Here is a 16316-nt window from a genome sequence, read left to right on the forward strand (position 1 = left end):
CTGGCAGACAAGAGACTCTCCCTTGGGCGTCGTTTGTGCAAGATGCCTGAGGGAGATCCCCTCCGCTACATCACGCAAGCTGCTCAAAACGCCCCGAATTCCCATCGATTTACGTGCTCACGCTCAAACTCTTCAAGGCCGCAGAGTGCGTCGGGGAAGTAACGCTGATGCAGGCGCATGAAAGCGGAGAGGAGGAAGGCTGGTCTCTTGACGACGAGTCGGTTTCCATATTCACCGAGATTCTCGCCCTGCACGACGCCCAGCTAAGGATCGCGCCGCTGCATCAGTACGAGAGCGCCGAGCGGCGCCTGCTAGCTTTCCTGCATGGCCCCGAGCGCTCCCCTATCCCAACTCCAACTGATTGACGGAGGAACGGTCGTGTGTACCAGTTACGAAGCGCCTGGGAAGATCGAATTCGAAGCGTTCAGCCTGTTTCCAATGCCGTCATTCCACTACCGCGGCGAGATCTACAAGGATTACGCTGCGCCGATCTTCCGGCGGCTCGACGGCCAGCTATCGACCGACGCTGCGACTTTTGGCATGGTTCCGCGCGAGCGTATTCCGCCTGGCGTCAAGGTCTTCGACACCATGAACGCTCGCAGTGAGACAGTAGGTCAGAAGCGCAGTTTCAGTGGCGCGTGGAACCGGCTTCAACTCGCACTGATACCCTGTCACCGATTCTATGAGCCTTCGTACGAAACGGGCAACCCGGTACGGTGGCGCATTGGCTTGGCCGACGAAAGCGCCTGTGCGATCGCGGGCCTGTGGCGAGCGTGGGAGAACCCGGACGGCTCACAGACGCTTTCCATGACGATGCTTACCTTGAACGCCGACGAGCATCCGTTGATGAAGCGATTTCACAAGCCCGGGGCGGAGAAGCGCGGCGTCGTCGTGCTTCCGCAAGCCGAACACCTCGACTGGCTATCGTGCAAGAGCACGGACGAAGCCAGGTCTTTCCTGCGACTGCTGCCGGCCGACGCATTGCAGGCAGAGCCCTACCCGCTTCCACCACGCAAGCGCGCGACATCCACTCCCGACGAGGGCGAACAACCGTCCCTAATCTAGGCATAAAAAAATCCCCGGGGTTTTAGGCCCCGGGGATGTTGGAAAGGTTTCTGCGGCACGCCAATCAGGCTGCAGCGGCAAACAAGTCAAACTGCGGAGAGACCGGTTCAAGCATCGCCGTGTGGTCCGCGTCACTCACACTGTTTTCGATCAGGTGCGTGTCCAGTTCGTCAGGCGTCAGGTTCAGACGCTGGGCGAGTCTGCTGAAATACTGCCCTCGCTTGGCCATCTCCTGATATCGCTGCGCCATACCGACAGGCAGCTTCACGAAGCCTTCGTTCAGCCAGAAACGCGCCGAATCCATTGCGTCGTGATTCTGCGTCTTCAGCATGAACGCGGTGTTGTACGTGCAAGTCACGAACTCGCAAGCGGCTTCCGCATCCACCTCAAACTGCGAGGCTTCCTCGAAGTACACCGTTTGCTCCCCCGCTGACGTGCGCGCGTACCAGCCTGCACGCCCTGAATGCCGATAGCGGTTCCACTGCTCCGCATCGAAATCGCGAAGTCCGACCGTTGGTGCTTCGCGGTCGTATTGACCAACGGGGTACCAGCCATGCAATACGATGTCCGCCTTGGGCCTTGGCTCAACGTGAGGCACCGGGTATCTGCGACCCAGCACGTTGACGTCATGCCACGCTGCCATCGCGGGAAAAGCATGCGGTGCGTAGTGGTGCATCGACAGGAAGAAATCGACTGCCACAAGCTGCTGCGGCGTCACGAACTCGAACTGCGGGTCACACAGCGTCCGGTTGTGCTCAGTGTCGGCGATGAGGCCCGACGCCAACTCCCCCGAATGCCGTTCCGCTCTGTCCCGCTCGTTCGCATCGATCGAAAGGAGCATCCTCAACATGGCCATGCGTTCCAGGAATCGATAGGTATCTGCCTGAATCCGCGTGTACCCGGCATCGCTCAATGTCCTGCCCACCAGTTCACGGCGTGAGAGGTCCCACTGGATCGCAAGAAGATAGTTGCGGAAGTCATTCAACGGCTTCAGGTGCGCGTGTTCCGGCTCCTGAATCATGAACTCCATCGACTTGTCGCGAGCGCCTGTGACAGCGCAGAAACTGCAGCCGAACCTGGAACCACAAGCTGCACGTGCGCCACTCTCGCCTGCTACTACACCGCAAACACCGCCATTACCAGCGCGGTAGATATCCGAGAGTCGTGCGACGGTTGCAGGTTCCAGCGGGCTGCTGAACCCGAGCGAAGAATTCGCCATGCATCCCAGCATCGACCAGACATTGTCAGAGGTCCAGTCTCGGAGCGGAGAAAGTGACAGCGACCCCGAAGCCTGCCGTGTCGCGACATCAGCCTGCTCATTGCGCTCGGTCATTGCGACGCGGCGCACAGCAGACTCATCGAGCCTAAGACCCACGACGCTGATGATTTCCTTCACGCGGGCAGATGACGCCTGCTTTTCGAGACGCGCGCGAAGTCTGCCCTGTGGCTGCACCTTCCACGAATCGGCACATACTCTCATCCGTTTGCCGTCTCGCACACCGTTTTCAGGCGTTCGGACCAGCGTGCCTCGTCCGATGGTTGAGACAACGAACTGTGAGGCGAGCGAAGGCTGTGTGACGTGGATCTCGACCGGCAGTCCGCTGTCTTCCACAAACATTGCGACCTCATCGAGCATCGCATGCAGGAAGTTCGCGGTACTCGGGTTCTCGATCGTTGTATCTGACGACGTGATGTAATGCCTGACGCTAGGCGCTACGTGCTTCGCGCGCCTGACTGCTTCGAGCATCAACACCATCGCACACGTACTGTCCTTGCCCCCGCTCACACCGGCGGCCAGCGAATACCCCTGCTCGATATACGACTGCATCGATGCAATGGCGTTTTCCATCAGGGTTTGAATGTCATGGTCCATCGTTCGCTCCAAGATAAAAATGGGAGCTGCCCTTTCGGGATCGGCTCCCGAAAGGGTTAAGAAATCATGTGTTCGTTACAAGGTCAGACCCAGACTCGCTGCCTGCGCCTCTTCAAGCGACTGATCGGCCGCTGCGAAAAGATCAGGCTGCCGGGTCGCCCGGTCTAGCCGTGGTAACGCGTTGGAAAAGCGGCTTGGCCCGCTGCCGTCGAAACTGTCAGCGCCGGCGGCCGCACAGATGTGAATACGGCGCGCCGAGTTGACCCGCCCGACATGCAGATGGCAATTGCGTCGACGCGCGAGTAGCCCCCACGCTTCGGCTGTCGATTCCTTCCACTCGGTTGATCCGCCGATGAAAATTCCAACGACGGGCGAGAGGTATGGCGCGACGTCCTCCAGTTGCATCCCGTTCTGCACGGCGATGAGCAGTTGCGAGGGCATGCCTCGCAGACGCTCCATCCACCGCAATGAGAAGTCGAGAGAAGCGAGGCCGCCCTGCACGACATCGGGAAGCACGATCCAGTCAGCGCGCTCACCGAGCTTGTCGACGACCGCCAGGAACGCGTACTCGTCAAACGGCTCGCCTCGCTGGTAGGCGGTCCACGCGCCGTTGTCGATCGCGTAGCGCATGCCTTCGGTACGGTGTTCGCCCTTCGCCGAGACGAGGAGATGCCAGCCGGCATGCGCCAGCGCATCAAGGTTGCGGCGCGTGCCGGTACGACTCGCATAGCCCACCATCGGTGGGCGGTGCATGCTCAGACGCTCCTGAACCTCGGGATCATCGTCAGCGCTCCCATCGACGCAGTAGTAATCGGCGTACGCCATGACCGCTTGCGACCAGCCCTGCTTCTCGCCATTTGCATACGGCGCGAGCCAGCGAGGCATTGCTGCCGTTGATAGTGGTGCAGTATTAACCATGAAAACTCCACAAGTGAATGCGGAGCGACCCCGGCGGGGATCGCTTCCCGCGAGGGTCATAGAAAAATAGCGAGGCTGTATCGCCGTTAGCGGGCGCGGTACGGCTCGCCCTGCGACGTCACTGCCTTCCAGTCATCCAGATACGCTTTCGCAATCTCAGGATGGTTCGACAGCACCAGCACGTTTTCAGAATTCACGCGCGCGGCCGCCTGGCTGTAGTTATACGAACCGGTCTCGACCGTCGCGTTGTCCACTACCAGGAACTTGCTGTGCTGCATGGGAAATGCGTGAACGACAATGACGGGCACGCCTGCATACGTGAGTGCGCCCATTGCGGCCGCAGCTTTTCCACTATGGTCTTCGTCAACGTTGCTGCGGTAATCGACAGTGACTGCCACGTCCACACCGCGCCGCTTCGCATCGAGCAACGCCTTAACGACTGGCGGCGCAGTGAACGAGTAGGCCATCACTCGAATCGACTGACGTGCGCTGTGGATGGTTTGCAGCACGAGCTGCTCCGCACCTCCGTCCGGCGAAAACGCGACCTGCACATCATTTGTCGCGCTGAAAGCGGGTTGCGTCCATAGCAGGCCAGCGCCCGCTACCAGCGCGCCGACGACCGTCGCAACGACAATCTGCTTTTTCATGGGTAGCTCCGTTGGATTACCGGAAAAAGCCCCGGCCCCGGTAAGGGCGCCGAGGCGTTTCAATGCCCGCTCAGGTGCAGGTTTTGGGATGGCTAACCGGATATGTGATCAGCCTGCCGTCCGGACAAACGCGAAAGTCACCAGGTTCGCCTCGCGGGGCGGGGACGACAATCGCGGGACGCGCGCTTACTGCGTGCGCCTGTGGCTGCGCAGTACAGGCGCAGAGCGACGAAGAGCCTGCTGCCAAGAGCAGCAAAAGGTCTCGAGAAAAGAAAAGGTGCTCCGCTTACGCGGTGCGCAGATCAGAAGGGTCGGCCGTCTGGACAGTGACCCACTTGTCATCGACAAGAACGTCACGCAACAGCGAGCCGTTCAGGACATTGCGGTGGGTATTTCCAGACCGAGGCACGGCAGGACGAACCGACACCGTCACCGTTTCGGTATGGGTCTGGGAATTTCGATTGATTGACATGGCGCTTCTCGTAGGGAAAAGGCGAGAAACGCCCTGTGGGGGCGTTCCCCACAGGGTTAAAAAAGTTGCGTCACGCGGCCAGTGCCTGAACATCGATCACGGCGTCGGCCTCGCTGACGAGGTCGGGCGTTTGCGAAATGAAAAACTCCCGCTCATACCCGCCCTGTTTCAGCACCTCCCGCTTCATCCGCATGAACTGCAGCTTGCGCTGCGGATCGAGCGGACCATCGGACTCGTCACTGAAAAGCGTCTGGTAAGGCTGACCAGTGTTCTGCGCCTGATAGAGCGCAATGCCACGTGTCAGACACTCGTTGATCCAGACCTTCTGGCCACCGGACATCACCGACACCGACTTGGTGCTATCGGCTTCGGCGTCATGCACAAGAATCTCGAAACCCTCCCGCAGTTCGCCAGTTGCTAGCGCGCGCTGCGTGCGGATCTCGACCGTGAAACGTGTGCCGTAACAGGCAAGCAGCAGCGTGTTGACGGTGTCAGCCAGTGCGGGACCCGCGTCGTCGATCGTCAACGCAATGACGCCGTCGTTGCCGAGCCCTTTCGCGAGCAGCTTCCACTGCGCAATTTCATCGGAGAGCCGCTCGGCGCGCCGCTGCGTAGCAGAGAACCCGTTCAGCTCTGCATCCAGTCCGTTGGCCTCAGCCTGTAGCACTGTCTGGGCGCGGATCGCACCTTCGATCCTGCCCTCGAGCGCGGCGACTGCTTCGCGATTTGCGGACAGCTTCCGGTCGGTCTCTGCAATTGCGGCCGTCACATCGACGGCTGCAAGCTGCTTCGATTCCTGCTGGATTCTGACCATCTCCGCCGTCATACGCGCCTTTTCAGACTCGTATCGGGCAGCTCGCGCAGCTGCTTCTTCCGCGACTTCCCTCAGTTCCGCGTTGGCGGTTTCAAGGCCCGTCGCAGCAGCATCAAGGAGTGGCTTGCTGGCAGCGAGTTCAGTCGCCGCCTGCAGATCACGTCGAGCGTCGCTCAGGGTGCGGGTCAACACGGCAAGTTCGCCGCGCTTTGCCGCAAGCTCCGCGACAACCGGAGCCAGCAGGTCGGCCTGCGCTTTCTTTTCGCGATACTGCGCACGAAGTTCGGCCACCGACACACGCTGCTCTTCTGCCTGCAATCTGGCCTGCAGCGCCTGACTGAGCAGCGGACACGTGGCATGCATCGCATGCCCCACGCACGGCACCTGGTCGACGACTGCAGCCTGCTTCGTCAACGTCTCGAAGTGGGCGGCTTTCGTCTGACCCTGCGTCATGAGGCCCGATAGCGCGGTCTGAAGCGTCGCATGACTGACCTGCTTCGCTTCGAGATCGGCGATCACACGCTGCAGAGGCTCCAGCTTTGCCTCCTCGCGACCGATTAACAGTTGCGCTGCATCGCGCTTCGCCGCCGCTCCCAGAATCGCTTCCTTGCGGGCAAGCGTCGCCTGATGAGTCGTCACCGTCTGCTTCAGGACATTCACGCGCTGCTGGGTCCGAGCGGCTGCTGCCCGCTCATCGCCATCGAGCGTTTGCACGCCCTTGACCAGTTCTTGCGCGCGGACCGACAGTTCGCGCAGACGAGCTTCGGCAGTTGCCGATTCGCCCGCCTTCGCGGCCAGCGTCGCACGCTCCTGAGTCAGCTTCGCAGCTTCCTCGAGCTTCAGATCGCGTTGTGCACGCGTATCGCGTAGAAGTTCGCCCTGTGCAAGCACGGAGCGTTCGACATCCGCCTTACGCTGCCGCTTGCCCGCGAGTGCAGTCAGGTCCGTCTGCATTTCATCGAGCGCGCGGCCAAGATGCTTCGCGACGTCGCCGGCTTTCGCCGACAGCGCCTTCAGGTGTTCAATGCCGACGGCATGATCGGATACGGATGCATGTTATCCATGATCGTTGTCTTGCCCGCCCCGTTAGGGCCGACAAGCGCGATCAGGCCTTCAGGCAACGACTCCAGATCGAGTGTGACGCTCTCGCGCCTCATCCCGTCACGAACGCCGTAAAAGCCTTCGAGCGTCAGTTTCAGAGGCCGCATGACGACACCTCCATCGATTCGGACATTGCTGCCATACGCGAATAGAAGGCGACATCGTCATCGTCGGGAAAAGGCTCGACCATCGGGTCGACTCTCTCTGCAACCGCCACAGGCGCATGAAGCTTGCCTGCGATCGCCGCCTCGACTTTTTCACAGGCCCGGGCAAACTCGCGGCGGGCACACGTGAGAAGTTCGTCCCAACCGGCATAGCCGGTCAGCAGCAATGGCAGCGAGTCGCTCCATGTCCGGAGGGCCGTCGAAGTCAACGCAGACCGTCTCCCGCGCCGGCGTTGGAACAAGCAACGCTGTCGCGTTCCCCGTCTCAACGTCCCACGCCAGATAGCCTTTGTCACCTTCCTCGCCGTAGTGAAACCGGCCAGGGGAACCCGCATAGGCAACAACACGGCCACCGCGCTCCCACTGCTGCGACTTGTGAATGTGGCCCAGCATGAAGGCATCGCATTCGGCCTCGAACAATGCACCGAGCGAAAACTCGTGATCGAAGCCCGCCATCGTGACGCCATGCTCAGTCGTGCAACCGTTGACCGTGCCGTGCGACACACCGACCGTTCGAATGCCTGCTGCCCGAAGCCGTGCATTGATTCGCCCAGCCGCCGCCAGATAGTCACCCAGCACCGCTTCAAGCCCGGTTGCCGCATTCTTCGCGCCGACCGCGGCCGCCAGTTGCCCCTTGTTGATGGAGGGCAGGCACGCATCACCGTCACCTCATCCTTGCCGGAAACGAGGACGATTTCGTCAGCGAGGCGCTGGAACACAAGGAAGTCGCCGCGGCGGATAAAGTTGCCGACGACGCGATCGCCGTGATCCTTGTACATCGGAACCGGCCACGTCTGCGCCCCGGCAGGCATGCGCATCCATATCGAATGGCCGTCATCGAACACGACCTCGGGCTTGAACTCCGCATTGCCGTCGACGGAGTAGTCCCAGTTCAGCTTGTCGGGCGCGACGCTGATGCTGCCGGAGTCACCACCCCGGTCGCCAGCGGCAGCCCCGGGGCCCACTCCACCAATGTCATCGCGCGTAGCAGCCCGAGCCATCGGTGCACGCGGATACTGGAAGCGCACGGTCTGATAGAAGAAGCCGCCGGCGGGCGACGCGATCAGCGTGAGGTCGTATTCGCGCCTGTTTGTCGTCAGGTGAAGCGTGTTGACCAGATCCGCCTTGTGCGGCTTGATGAACACGTGGTTCATCTTGTCGTCGTCAACCTCCCACTGGATGCTGTCGCCCATAGCCGGATCGGCTATTAACTTCTCGCCCGGCTCGAGCTCGATCGTCGTGAGTTTGAGCGGCGCGGTGAGCACGCGAAAAATCTGGTCGCGGCTATATGGGAAGACGCCGATACGAGCGTCGCCTGGCATCGTGAGCGGGTCTGATCCACCGTTGAATGGATTAACCGGACTCATCGGGTCACCGGCAATCATCGCGGCGTTGAACGAACCGTTGTCCGTAGGCTTTTTTGCGTTCGCCGCGGTCATCGGCAACGCTGTTGCCGCGAGCAGAACGAGGCCGAGCGCCGGCCGCTGAAGTCTGGAAGTCATGCTGTTCAAGCTCCACCGGTCCGCTCAAGGCGGAAAAACGGAATATAGATGCCGAAGGGATTGGCGGTGAGTGCTGCGTCGGCGGTTGGCGCGACGATCTGATAGCGCAGGGTCAGCGCATACGACTTGACCTCTGGTTTGCCCGAAGCGCCTGCCTGAGAGGTCGTCGTTGTGAATTCAACGAGGACCGTCTGGTCCTCCAGCAGCGCGATGTTGCGCACGTTCACTTCTCGGATCAGCTTGGGATTGGCCGAGATCTGCTGGAAAGGAGCGTCGTCGTGCAGCCAGCTTTTGAACTGGTCTGTGGCCGCGCCGATCATCTGTGCCTTCACTGAGTTGATGTTCAGCGACATACGCGACGTCTGAAGGCTGTCGGTCAGCACCGGCTCGATAGTGAACCAGCGGACGGCCATGTCACGCATGCTCGTGCGCAAGGCCTGCGAGTCCGGCTTGTACGCAACAAGTTCGGTCACCACCGGATGACCGCTGACGTCGGCCGAGACCCCGACCACGCGAGTAACGGAAGGCGGTGGCTGACGCGTCCAGACCGCTCCGGCGGCGACCGCAGCACAGGCGAAAGCGATGAGCATCCAGCGGTTGCTCTCGACCTTGAGCCGCGTGCTCGTCTCGAAGATGACTTTCGATGGATCTTCTTCCTCGGCATACATGCCGGGGGCCGTGGATAGCGCGGCCTGCCGCTTGTTCCTGAAAATGCGCATGGCAACCCTTGATGAATGGCTACCATTGAAGCAATTTCTCACAAGCGATTTGCGGCAAAAGGCACAGAGTTTTAGCGGCCTTTTATGTTTGCCTCTTTTACTTGCCGTTCGTCCAGGGCGAGCGTTTAACGCGTTACAGATCAAACCCCGGAAAGACCATCTTTTTCGATAAGCTTTTCGTTCCCTTTAGCGCTCAAACCCTGATACACGTACACGTAAGTGTGACGTTTATTGGGGTGGTCTATAAACGTCACACTTGCAAACCTCGGAAAATCAAAGGTTTACCAACGCGCGGAAATTAACGCGTTTTACGTGTACGTCCTCAGGCGAACCGTTTCATTTGTAAGTTCGCTTTGATTTCCTGGAGGACCTAAGCCCAAGACATTGTCCCCGGCGCTAGTGGACCTGCGGGCTCGCGTTCGACAGCAAACGGCGAGCATCGTGGCCATCTACCGCAGACGATCCCCTCGACGACATCCATTGCGAGGGCGTGTGGCACTGACGCTGTTGGCGCCGTAGCGGTCGCTCGGACGAAAGCATTTTCGTCGACAGTCCATACAACACCGTCGGGCGCACGGTACGACCTTCCATGATGTGCAGCCAGATGGCACAAATCTCTTGCCGCCTTAGTGTTTGAGCATGAGATTGGACCGCGGGTCCGTGGAAATTGCATCCAAGTTGCCCGAGATTTCCCCAACTTCTTGGTGGCGCGGTTCCGCGAAAGCACCCAAATCTGGCTACCTTTCCAGAGTGTGCTGGGGTGACGTTTATGGCGGCGGTTGGGGATGTTGCTGCCCGCTTTTTTAAAAACACTCGCTGCGTTTAGAGATTTAAAAACACGTTTACACCTTTAGTAAACCTTTAGACCGCCCAACGCCTTGCTGCATAAGGGTTTCCGGGCGATATGGATGTAGGCTATGGGACCGACGGTAACCATTGATGGGGCTAAAGGGTTGTGGATATGGGAAGTTCGGGGCCCTTTTATGGGACAGACGGTCTCTGGATATGGGAGAAAGGTAGCTTGCTATAGGATCGACATCGACATCGACGAAAGGTACCCATGTATGGGAAGAGAGTTTGGTAACCACCTATGGGATGCCTGTCCCCTTCGGTTTGAGCTTGTAGGTAGCCAGCTATGGGAGAGGTTCCAGGGTAGCAGTTTATGGGAGGCTTGATCGTCACTTCCAACGAAATAGGCGACGCGACGGATCTGAATCCCCAGCCCCAATGCCGAATCTCGCGTATATGGTAACTATGCATGGTATCCGACGAGGTACCCGTTTATGGTGCCCAGCGGACCGATGAACCGCGCCGACTTAGCAGCAAAGGTAGCAATCGATGGGTAGCAGGAAAGGTAGCGGCCCATGGGGACCGGGCCAGTTCATAAAGCGGAATCTCCCCTGCACCACAGGGCGCATGGGTAACCATCTATGGGGATTTCCCATGACTGGCCACCTTTGCCGGTGCAATCTGTGCTGCTTTCCCCGAAAGCGGTATGTTTTCTGCCCGCTTTAGGTAGTCACGTATGGGGCCCTTCGTCGCTTCGCTGCAGCTCCAGAATTACATAGTTTCAATGGCTTACGGGTCGACCTTAATTCCGTTTCGAAGGTGCTTGCACGTGTGCCGCCTAAGGTATAAAGTCGGAGCGAATTCCGGTTACCTATCCTACCATGGCGCGCCCCAAGTCGACCGACGGCAAAGACAATCAAGCTTCTCTGTTCAACGCGGTTCAACCGCCCGACCTGTTGCGAAAGGCTGTTCAGGCGATCCACATCGCTCCCAGATCTGGCAAGCTTGGCCTGCAACAACGGAAGATGTTTAGCTCGCTCATCAAGAATGCGATCAAACAGGAATCTGTCGAGCCAGGCCGTTCGAACTTCACGATCACCATCAGCGCCTTGTCGCAGGATAGTGGCCTGAACAGCAATAACACGCAATATGTGAAGGAAACCGTAAATTCGCTGATCAGCACGGTTGTGAACTGGGATTATCTTGCGCCGGATAGCAGCAAAGTTTGGCGCGCTTCCGGCCTGCTTGCCGGCGCTGAACTAAAGCAGGCCACCTTGCGATACAGCTTTTCTGAGCAGATTCGTGGCGAGCTGCTTAACCCGGAAGTCTTCGCCCTCATCGACATGCGCATCGCGCGAGAGTTTCGACGTTCGCATTCGCTCGCGTTGTGGGAGAACACGGTCAGGTATGAAGGTGTCGGCTTGACCGCAAAGATTCCACTTAACAAGTTCAGGGACCTGATTCTTGGGCAGGACAAGGGCGCGCAAACATATCAGGAGTACAAGCTTTTCAAAAGCAAAGTCCTCTTACCGTGCATCCGCGAGGTCAACGAGCTATCCGACCACATGCTTGAGCTAATTGAACACAAGGTCGGGAGAAAAGTCGAGGCCGTCCAGTTCAGGGTAACCCGCAAGCCGAGCGTTACTCTTGATCCCGAGGGCAACGGCCGGGATGAGGGGCTGATTGCGGAAATGACGAAGTTGGGCGTCCCTCGGTCTGAGGCGAAACGACTGCTCTCCCAGTATGGTGACCAGCGTATTCGTTCGGCGATTTCGTACACGAACGGACGAGTAAATAAGCGCGGCGCGGCGCCTGTCGACAACATCCCCGCATACTTCCGCAAGGCATTGCTTAATGAATATGCTCCGATCGCAGAGTCGGTTGACGACAGGTCGCCAAGATCACCCGGCGGAAAAGCTGAGCAACAGGCGCAACTGCGCGGTCGCTACGATGCTTGGAGGATCGGAGAAGCAAAAGCCTATTTTCAGGAACTGGAGTTCAACGACCAGTCGAAATTGATCGAACGCTACAACGAATCGGTCGACGCAAACAACTTGAAGCTGAACCCCTCTAAGAAGCCCACGAAACTCGCAGAGACTAGCTTTTTTAAATGGCTTTCGCTCGATACGTGGGGCGAACCCACGGCCGACGACCTACTCGAGTTTGTCCTTTCAAAAGCCAACTCCGGCACATAGTCCACTCAGGTGGCTTTGTGACCGTCCTCGGCAAGCAGTTTCTTTAGCGCTTCGATATAGGTATCCGCCCTTTCCGGGTCGTTGAGGGCAAGATTCACCTGAATGTTGCCGTTGCCCCACTCCTTGATTGCTCCGATCGAAGAGCCATCGGCTCCCGAGACCTTGTACTGCCGCGAGAAGGTCCGCCTCGGCGCGCGTTCGTGAGAGAGCGCTTCCCGGAGCGCCTTTACCTTCTGAAAAGACAGGCCTTCATCAACGATCTTTTGTACGAGATCGCGTGTCCGGCTCTCGCCCGCCAACTTGAAGTAAAGAGTGAGCTCGTACGCGATGTTGATACCCATTTGTTGGGGGTACAACGAAATAAACTCTTGGATGGACGATGGAAGGTCGAGAACTGCCAAAGTCTTGCTGACCTTCGACTTGCCTTCCTCAACGAGGAGAGCCAGTTCATCATTGGTCTTGGCATAGCCTTCCGTCAAGAGCTTTTTGTAGCCCAATGCAACGTCAAGGACTGTTTCCTGTTCCCGCTCGTTGTTTGCCGCACGAGCGAGGCGGTAGAAGTCGATGGCTTCGAGACCGTCCAGCAACTTTAGGTCCAGGGTTTGTGAGCGGTTGCGAAGTGCGCCCTGCTTGCGGTAGTGCCCGTCGATAAGTATCGCGCGCTCCGGATCGGTCGGGTGGCGTGCCGCCAGCGCCGGAATCAACTGCCCGTCCTTTGCCATAGATGCCGCGCGTGCTGAGATGAGCTCTTCGCGATAGACAGTCCGGCTGTTTAGAGGGTTGTCGTCAATCTTGTCGATGGGCCATGCGGCATACGTCGCGCGGACCTTCCCCGCCTTTTCCAAAGTCTCAACATATGAGTTCGCTGGAGCGGCTGTCTCCTCTGAACGCGGTTCGCTGACGGGTGACGACTCCAGCAATGTCGTACGGCCGCTAAGCGCCGCCTCCACGCGGTCAAACCGCGAACTGACGGCGTCGTCCCGGAGTTTTTGGTCTCGTGCCACACCCGCATTCAATGCCGCCGAAAAGTCTTTCTTTGCCATTTCGTCACTCCCCGACAATCTCGAGAACTTCGTCCACAAACGCGTTGATTTCGTTATGGGCTGCCTTGGCGCCACGTATCTGCAGCACCGTGGTCCCCGATACTTCAGCCTCCTTATATGCCGTCCGAAACCCGAGTCGCGTCCGCATCATGCTTATGTCCTCATCCTGTTCAACTGCTTTGAATATTTGCTGAACTATCGTGACTTTTTGGTCCATGTTGCCAATGGACCAGAGTTTGAGGTCGGGATTAGAGGCGCGGGCATTCAGACCGAGCTTCTTTGCTTCTTGGATCGCCCAGAGGTTGCCCCCTGATGCTCCGACTGGGATCAGGCCCAAGTCGGAGATAAGTAGCGCGATGGAAGGCGCAGGAGATCGAATGGCAGGCGGACAGTCAATGATGATGAATTGATAGTCGTCGACAAACTTGGCAATCTCGCGATCGGGCCGCGGACTGGCCGCCAGGTTGCTCAATGCGGCTGGAAATGGGCGATCATCGGACGCGGCCCCGACGGAAAGCGTCGCAGTACTCTGTTCATCGAGATCCACCAACAGCGTCTTATAGCCGCGTAGGCCCAAGACGCCGGCTAAATTGCAGGAGGCGGTAGTCTTTCCGGCACCGCCCTTTTGGTTGAATACAGTAATTATCTTAGCGGCCATCGAAACAATCCTTGAGCGAGGAGTCCAGCGTTAGCCCGGTTTCTACGTAGAAACCGCGATGATGCGCATGATAGAAACTGGACAAAGATTTTTCAAGAGAATTTTGTCACGTCTTTTTGTTGTAGAAACGCACAAGAGGCGGGCCGATGTGTGGTGTAGTAGTTTCTACGTAGAAACTGTGCCGCCCCTGGTCACAGGTTTCTATGTAAAAACTATGTTGAGGTTGACTTGAAGGGCCGTTTCTCACCTTTACGCACAAGAGGCGGGCCGATAGCGTGTAGCAGTTTCTGCGTAGAAACTGTGCAGGTCCCGGTCAGATGGTTTCTACGTAGAAACTATGCTGGGTTGACTTGAAGGCCCGGCCCTGTTTGTGCGCAATGTTCATAAAGGACGGAGCCTTGCGGTCGCCACGCCGTCATCGCCTGGGACGTGAAAGGCTTTCGATCTCTAAAACTACGCTACTTTTGTCTGACGACACCGGTCTGCCGGTTTCTACGTAGAAACTGACTACCCGGAATGAAATAAACCCAATTGCAGAAGCTAATGTGGAACGCGAGGGCCGGCCCGTAAATCGCCCGAAGGGAAAGCCTGAAGCCACAGAGTTGAGCGCATCTTGAGACTGAAAACGGTTTCTACGTAGAAACTGTGGGCACGGCGCTGGTTCTGGTTTGAGGTAGGTATGCGAAAACCGTACCGGAGTGCGGCGCAAAGGCTTGCTTTGCCGACGAGCGTCGGTAGTATGAGGGAATTCCTCATACTACAGATACCGGAGTGACGCCAGTTTTGATCTCTCTTTCGGGGAATCGGACAGGCGTGCGCTAGCCGACAATCATGAGAGTGCATCAGCAAGATGAGTAATGTGAATACTGGTGGATCCAACAATCTTGGTGACGACCCGCTGGCGCTTGCAGCGCTGTATCGTGCAGGGCTCAATCTGAAGTGGCATAACAAGAGCGAGGCAGCGCGGCGACTAACCAGCGCGGGCCTCCGCGTTCGCCGAGACCAGATTCAGCAAGCGCTGGCTGCTTCGGCGCTCCCCACAGAGGTATTGGCGCTGTTTTCTGACGTCGGCATGGTGCGCGAGACGGCTCGCCGGCTTGTCCAGGCTAAGAACGAAAACGGTGTATCTGAACTCGTAAGACGTGCTGCCCTTATTGATCCAACGGGGAAGTCTCGTACTGAAATTTTGGCGCACCTGTCAGGCGCCGATCGCGCTATCGACTTCCGCGACACATACAAAAAAGATAGCCCGTTGGCTCTCTATGGGCGGTATGTCGAAGGACTTCGGCTGAACACGTGGGCATCGATGCGCGAAGCTTCTGAGGTGATGGGCATTGCGCACTCAAGACTCGTGTCCGCTGCGGCTGTCGCTGAATTACCACGCGACCTAACGAGTGTTCTCCCGGCGACTTGCCTGACGTTTGAAATGGGTCAGGCTCTTGCCGATCTGATAGCCGTGCGGGGGGGTGAAGCCGTACGCAAGGAAGCGTTAGCTGTCAAAAGGCTGGGACGCCAGCTGAGCCCGCAAGGTTTGCTGGCACGCCTCATGGGGCTCGATGATTCACAGTTCCTTGCGAAGGTCCGGCGCGCACCCGAGAGGCACGGACGACCGGGCGGGATATTCGTCGAGCTACATCTTGATGCCTCCGACGTTGACAGTAAGTCGCGACTTGAAACGCTTATAGCCTGCCTGAACGTGGAGTTTGGCAAACGCTTGGCGACGGCGAACAACGCGGCAAGCGACGCGGACTCTATCGCTGTGCCACGCGAAGATCCGCTTCGGCCATATCTCGCTGAGCAGGAGCAACGACTGAACATGCCCGTTCCTCTTTCGCGTCTATCAGCACCTCCACACCTGTCAGGCGCTACGGGATCAAATCGTGGTGCTGGTAAGTCTCCCCTTGGAGTGCATGACGATCGATCTGCGCTCGAGCACTGGCTGTCTGCTTACGAGAACCCGGCGACGAAATGCAGATATCAAAACGAAGTGGAACGATTGATGTTGTGGGCCATTATCGCGAAGGGAAAGCCACTTTCCAGCATTGATGTTGCCGATGCGAACGAATACATAAACAAGTTCGCCGTGGATCCTCGACCGCGATCCGTCTGGGTCATGAAGGGTCAGGGCTCACGCGATGTGCCGACTTGGCGACCCTTTCGTGGACCGCTCTCGGATGAGAGCCGGCGCAAAGCTCTCGAAAGGTTGCGGAAGTGCTTCGACGACCTTGTCTCGTTGGAATACCTCGTAGCGAACCCCTTCCAAACGGTCAAGGTCGTATCAGTGTCGAAGTCTTCGGGAAAAGTGGATATACTGAATTAAACGAAATCACCGCGATTCTGAGAGCAGAGGTCCGCG

At 58.2% G+C, this 16316-nt stretch carries 11 protein-coding genes and 3 pseudogenes; 4 read left to right on the forward strand and 10 right to left on the reverse strand.

Annotation, left to right across the window (positions count from 1 at the left end; genetic code table 11):
- Positions 1-113 precede the first annotated feature (113 nt).
- Positions 114-365 (forward strand): hypothetical protein, encoded by a 252-nt coding sequence (locus AB4Y32_RS32380; protein WP_368725224.1) that lies wholly within the window; start codon positions 114-116, stop codon positions 363-365.
- Between the two features lie 13 nt (positions 366-378).
- The gene (locus AB4Y32_RS32385; protein WP_368725271.1) at positions 379-1065 is read left to right on the forward strand and encodes an SOS response-associated peptidase; all 687 of its coding nucleotides are present in this window, start codon (positions 379-381) and stop codon (positions 1063-1065) included.
- A gap of 64 nt (positions 1066-1129) precedes the next feature.
- On the opposite strand, the gene AB4Y32_RS32390 is transcribed toward AB4Y32_RS32385, so the two are convergent.
- The 8 genes and pseudogenes from AB4Y32_RS32390 to AB4Y32_RS32425 form a co-directional block, all read right to left on the reverse strand.
- The gene (locus AB4Y32_RS32390) at positions 1130-2938 is read right to left on the reverse strand and encodes a phosphoadenosine phosphosulfate reductase domain-containing protein (protein ID WP_368725225.1); all 1809 of its coding nucleotides are present in this window, start codon (positions 2936-2938) and stop codon (positions 1130-1132) included.
- A 75-nt stretch (positions 2939-3013) separates the two neighbouring features.
- On the reverse strand, positions 3014-3916 hold the full coding sequence (locus tag AB4Y32_RS32395; RefSeq protein ID WP_368725226.1) for a hypothetical protein: 903 nt from the start codon (positions 3914-3916) through the stop codon (positions 3014-3016).
- A 26-nt stretch (positions 3917-3942) separates the two neighbouring features.
- Positions 3943-4566 (reverse strand): phospholipase D family protein, encoded by a 624-nt coding sequence (locus tag AB4Y32_RS32400; RefSeq protein ID WP_368725227.1) that lies wholly within the window; start codon positions 4564-4566, stop codon positions 3943-3945.
- Positions 4567-4789: 223 nt separating this feature from the next.
- Positions 4790-4975, reverse strand: a complete 186-nt coding sequence (locus tag AB4Y32_RS32405) for a hypothetical protein (protein ID WP_368725228.1) — start codon at positions 4973-4975, stop codon at positions 4790-4792.
- A 70-nt stretch (positions 4976-5045) separates the two neighbouring features.
- Positions 5046-6997: pseudogene (locus AB4Y32_RS32410) on the reverse strand (SMC family ATPase).
- 213 nt (positions 6998-7210) lie between these two features.
- Positions 7211-7708: pseudogene (locus tag AB4Y32_RS32415) on the reverse strand (metallophosphoesterase family protein); the annotation flags it as partial.
- Positions 7708-8556, reverse strand: a pseudogene (locus AB4Y32_RS32420) (TrbG/VirB9 family P-type conjugative transfer protein); the annotation flags it as partial. The pseudogenes AB4Y32_RS32415 and AB4Y32_RS32420, both read right to left, overlap by 1 nt.
- Positions 8557-8561: 5 nt before the next feature.
- Complete coding sequence (locus AB4Y32_RS32425) at positions 8562-9275, reverse strand: type IV secretion system protein (protein WP_368725229.1); 714 nt, start codon at positions 9273-9275, stop codon at positions 8562-8564.
- A gap of 1670 nt (positions 9276-10945) precedes the next feature.
- On the opposite strand from AB4Y32_RS32425, the gene AB4Y32_RS32430 reads away from it, so the two are divergent.
- Positions 10946-12259, forward strand: coding sequence for a replication initiation protein (locus AB4Y32_RS32430; RefSeq protein WP_368725230.1), 1314 nt, complete (start codon positions 10946-10948; stop codon positions 12257-12259).
- 5 nt (positions 12260-12264) lie between these two features.
- Here the strand turns inward: AB4Y32_RS32430 and AB4Y32_RS32435 are convergent, their stop codons facing one another.
- The gene (locus AB4Y32_RS32435; RefSeq protein ID WP_368725231.1) at positions 12265-13302 is read right to left on the reverse strand and encodes a ParB/RepB/Spo0J family partition protein; all 1038 of its coding nucleotides are present in this window, start codon (positions 13300-13302) and stop codon (positions 12265-12267) included.
- Between the two features lie 4 nt (positions 13303-13306).
- Positions 13307-13960 carry an AAA family ATPase gene (locus AB4Y32_RS32440; protein WP_368725232.1) on the reverse strand — a complete coding sequence of 218 codons (654 nt, stop codon included), beginning with the start codon at positions 13958-13960 and terminating at the stop codon, positions 13307-13309.
- 850 nt (positions 13961-14810) lie between these two features.
- Between AB4Y32_RS32440 and AB4Y32_RS32445 the strand changes: the two genes are divergently transcribed.
- Complete coding sequence (locus AB4Y32_RS32445; RefSeq protein WP_368725233.1) at positions 14811-16280, forward strand: hypothetical protein; 1470 nt, start codon at positions 14811-14813, stop codon at positions 16278-16280.
- The last annotated feature ends 36 nt before the right edge of the window (positions 16281-16316 follow it).

It is taken from the genome of Paraburkholderia phymatum, from assembly GCF_040965635.1.
Lineage (GTDB): Bacteria > Pseudomonadota > Gammaproteobacteria > Burkholderiales > Burkholderiaceae > Paraburkholderia > Paraburkholderia phymatum_B.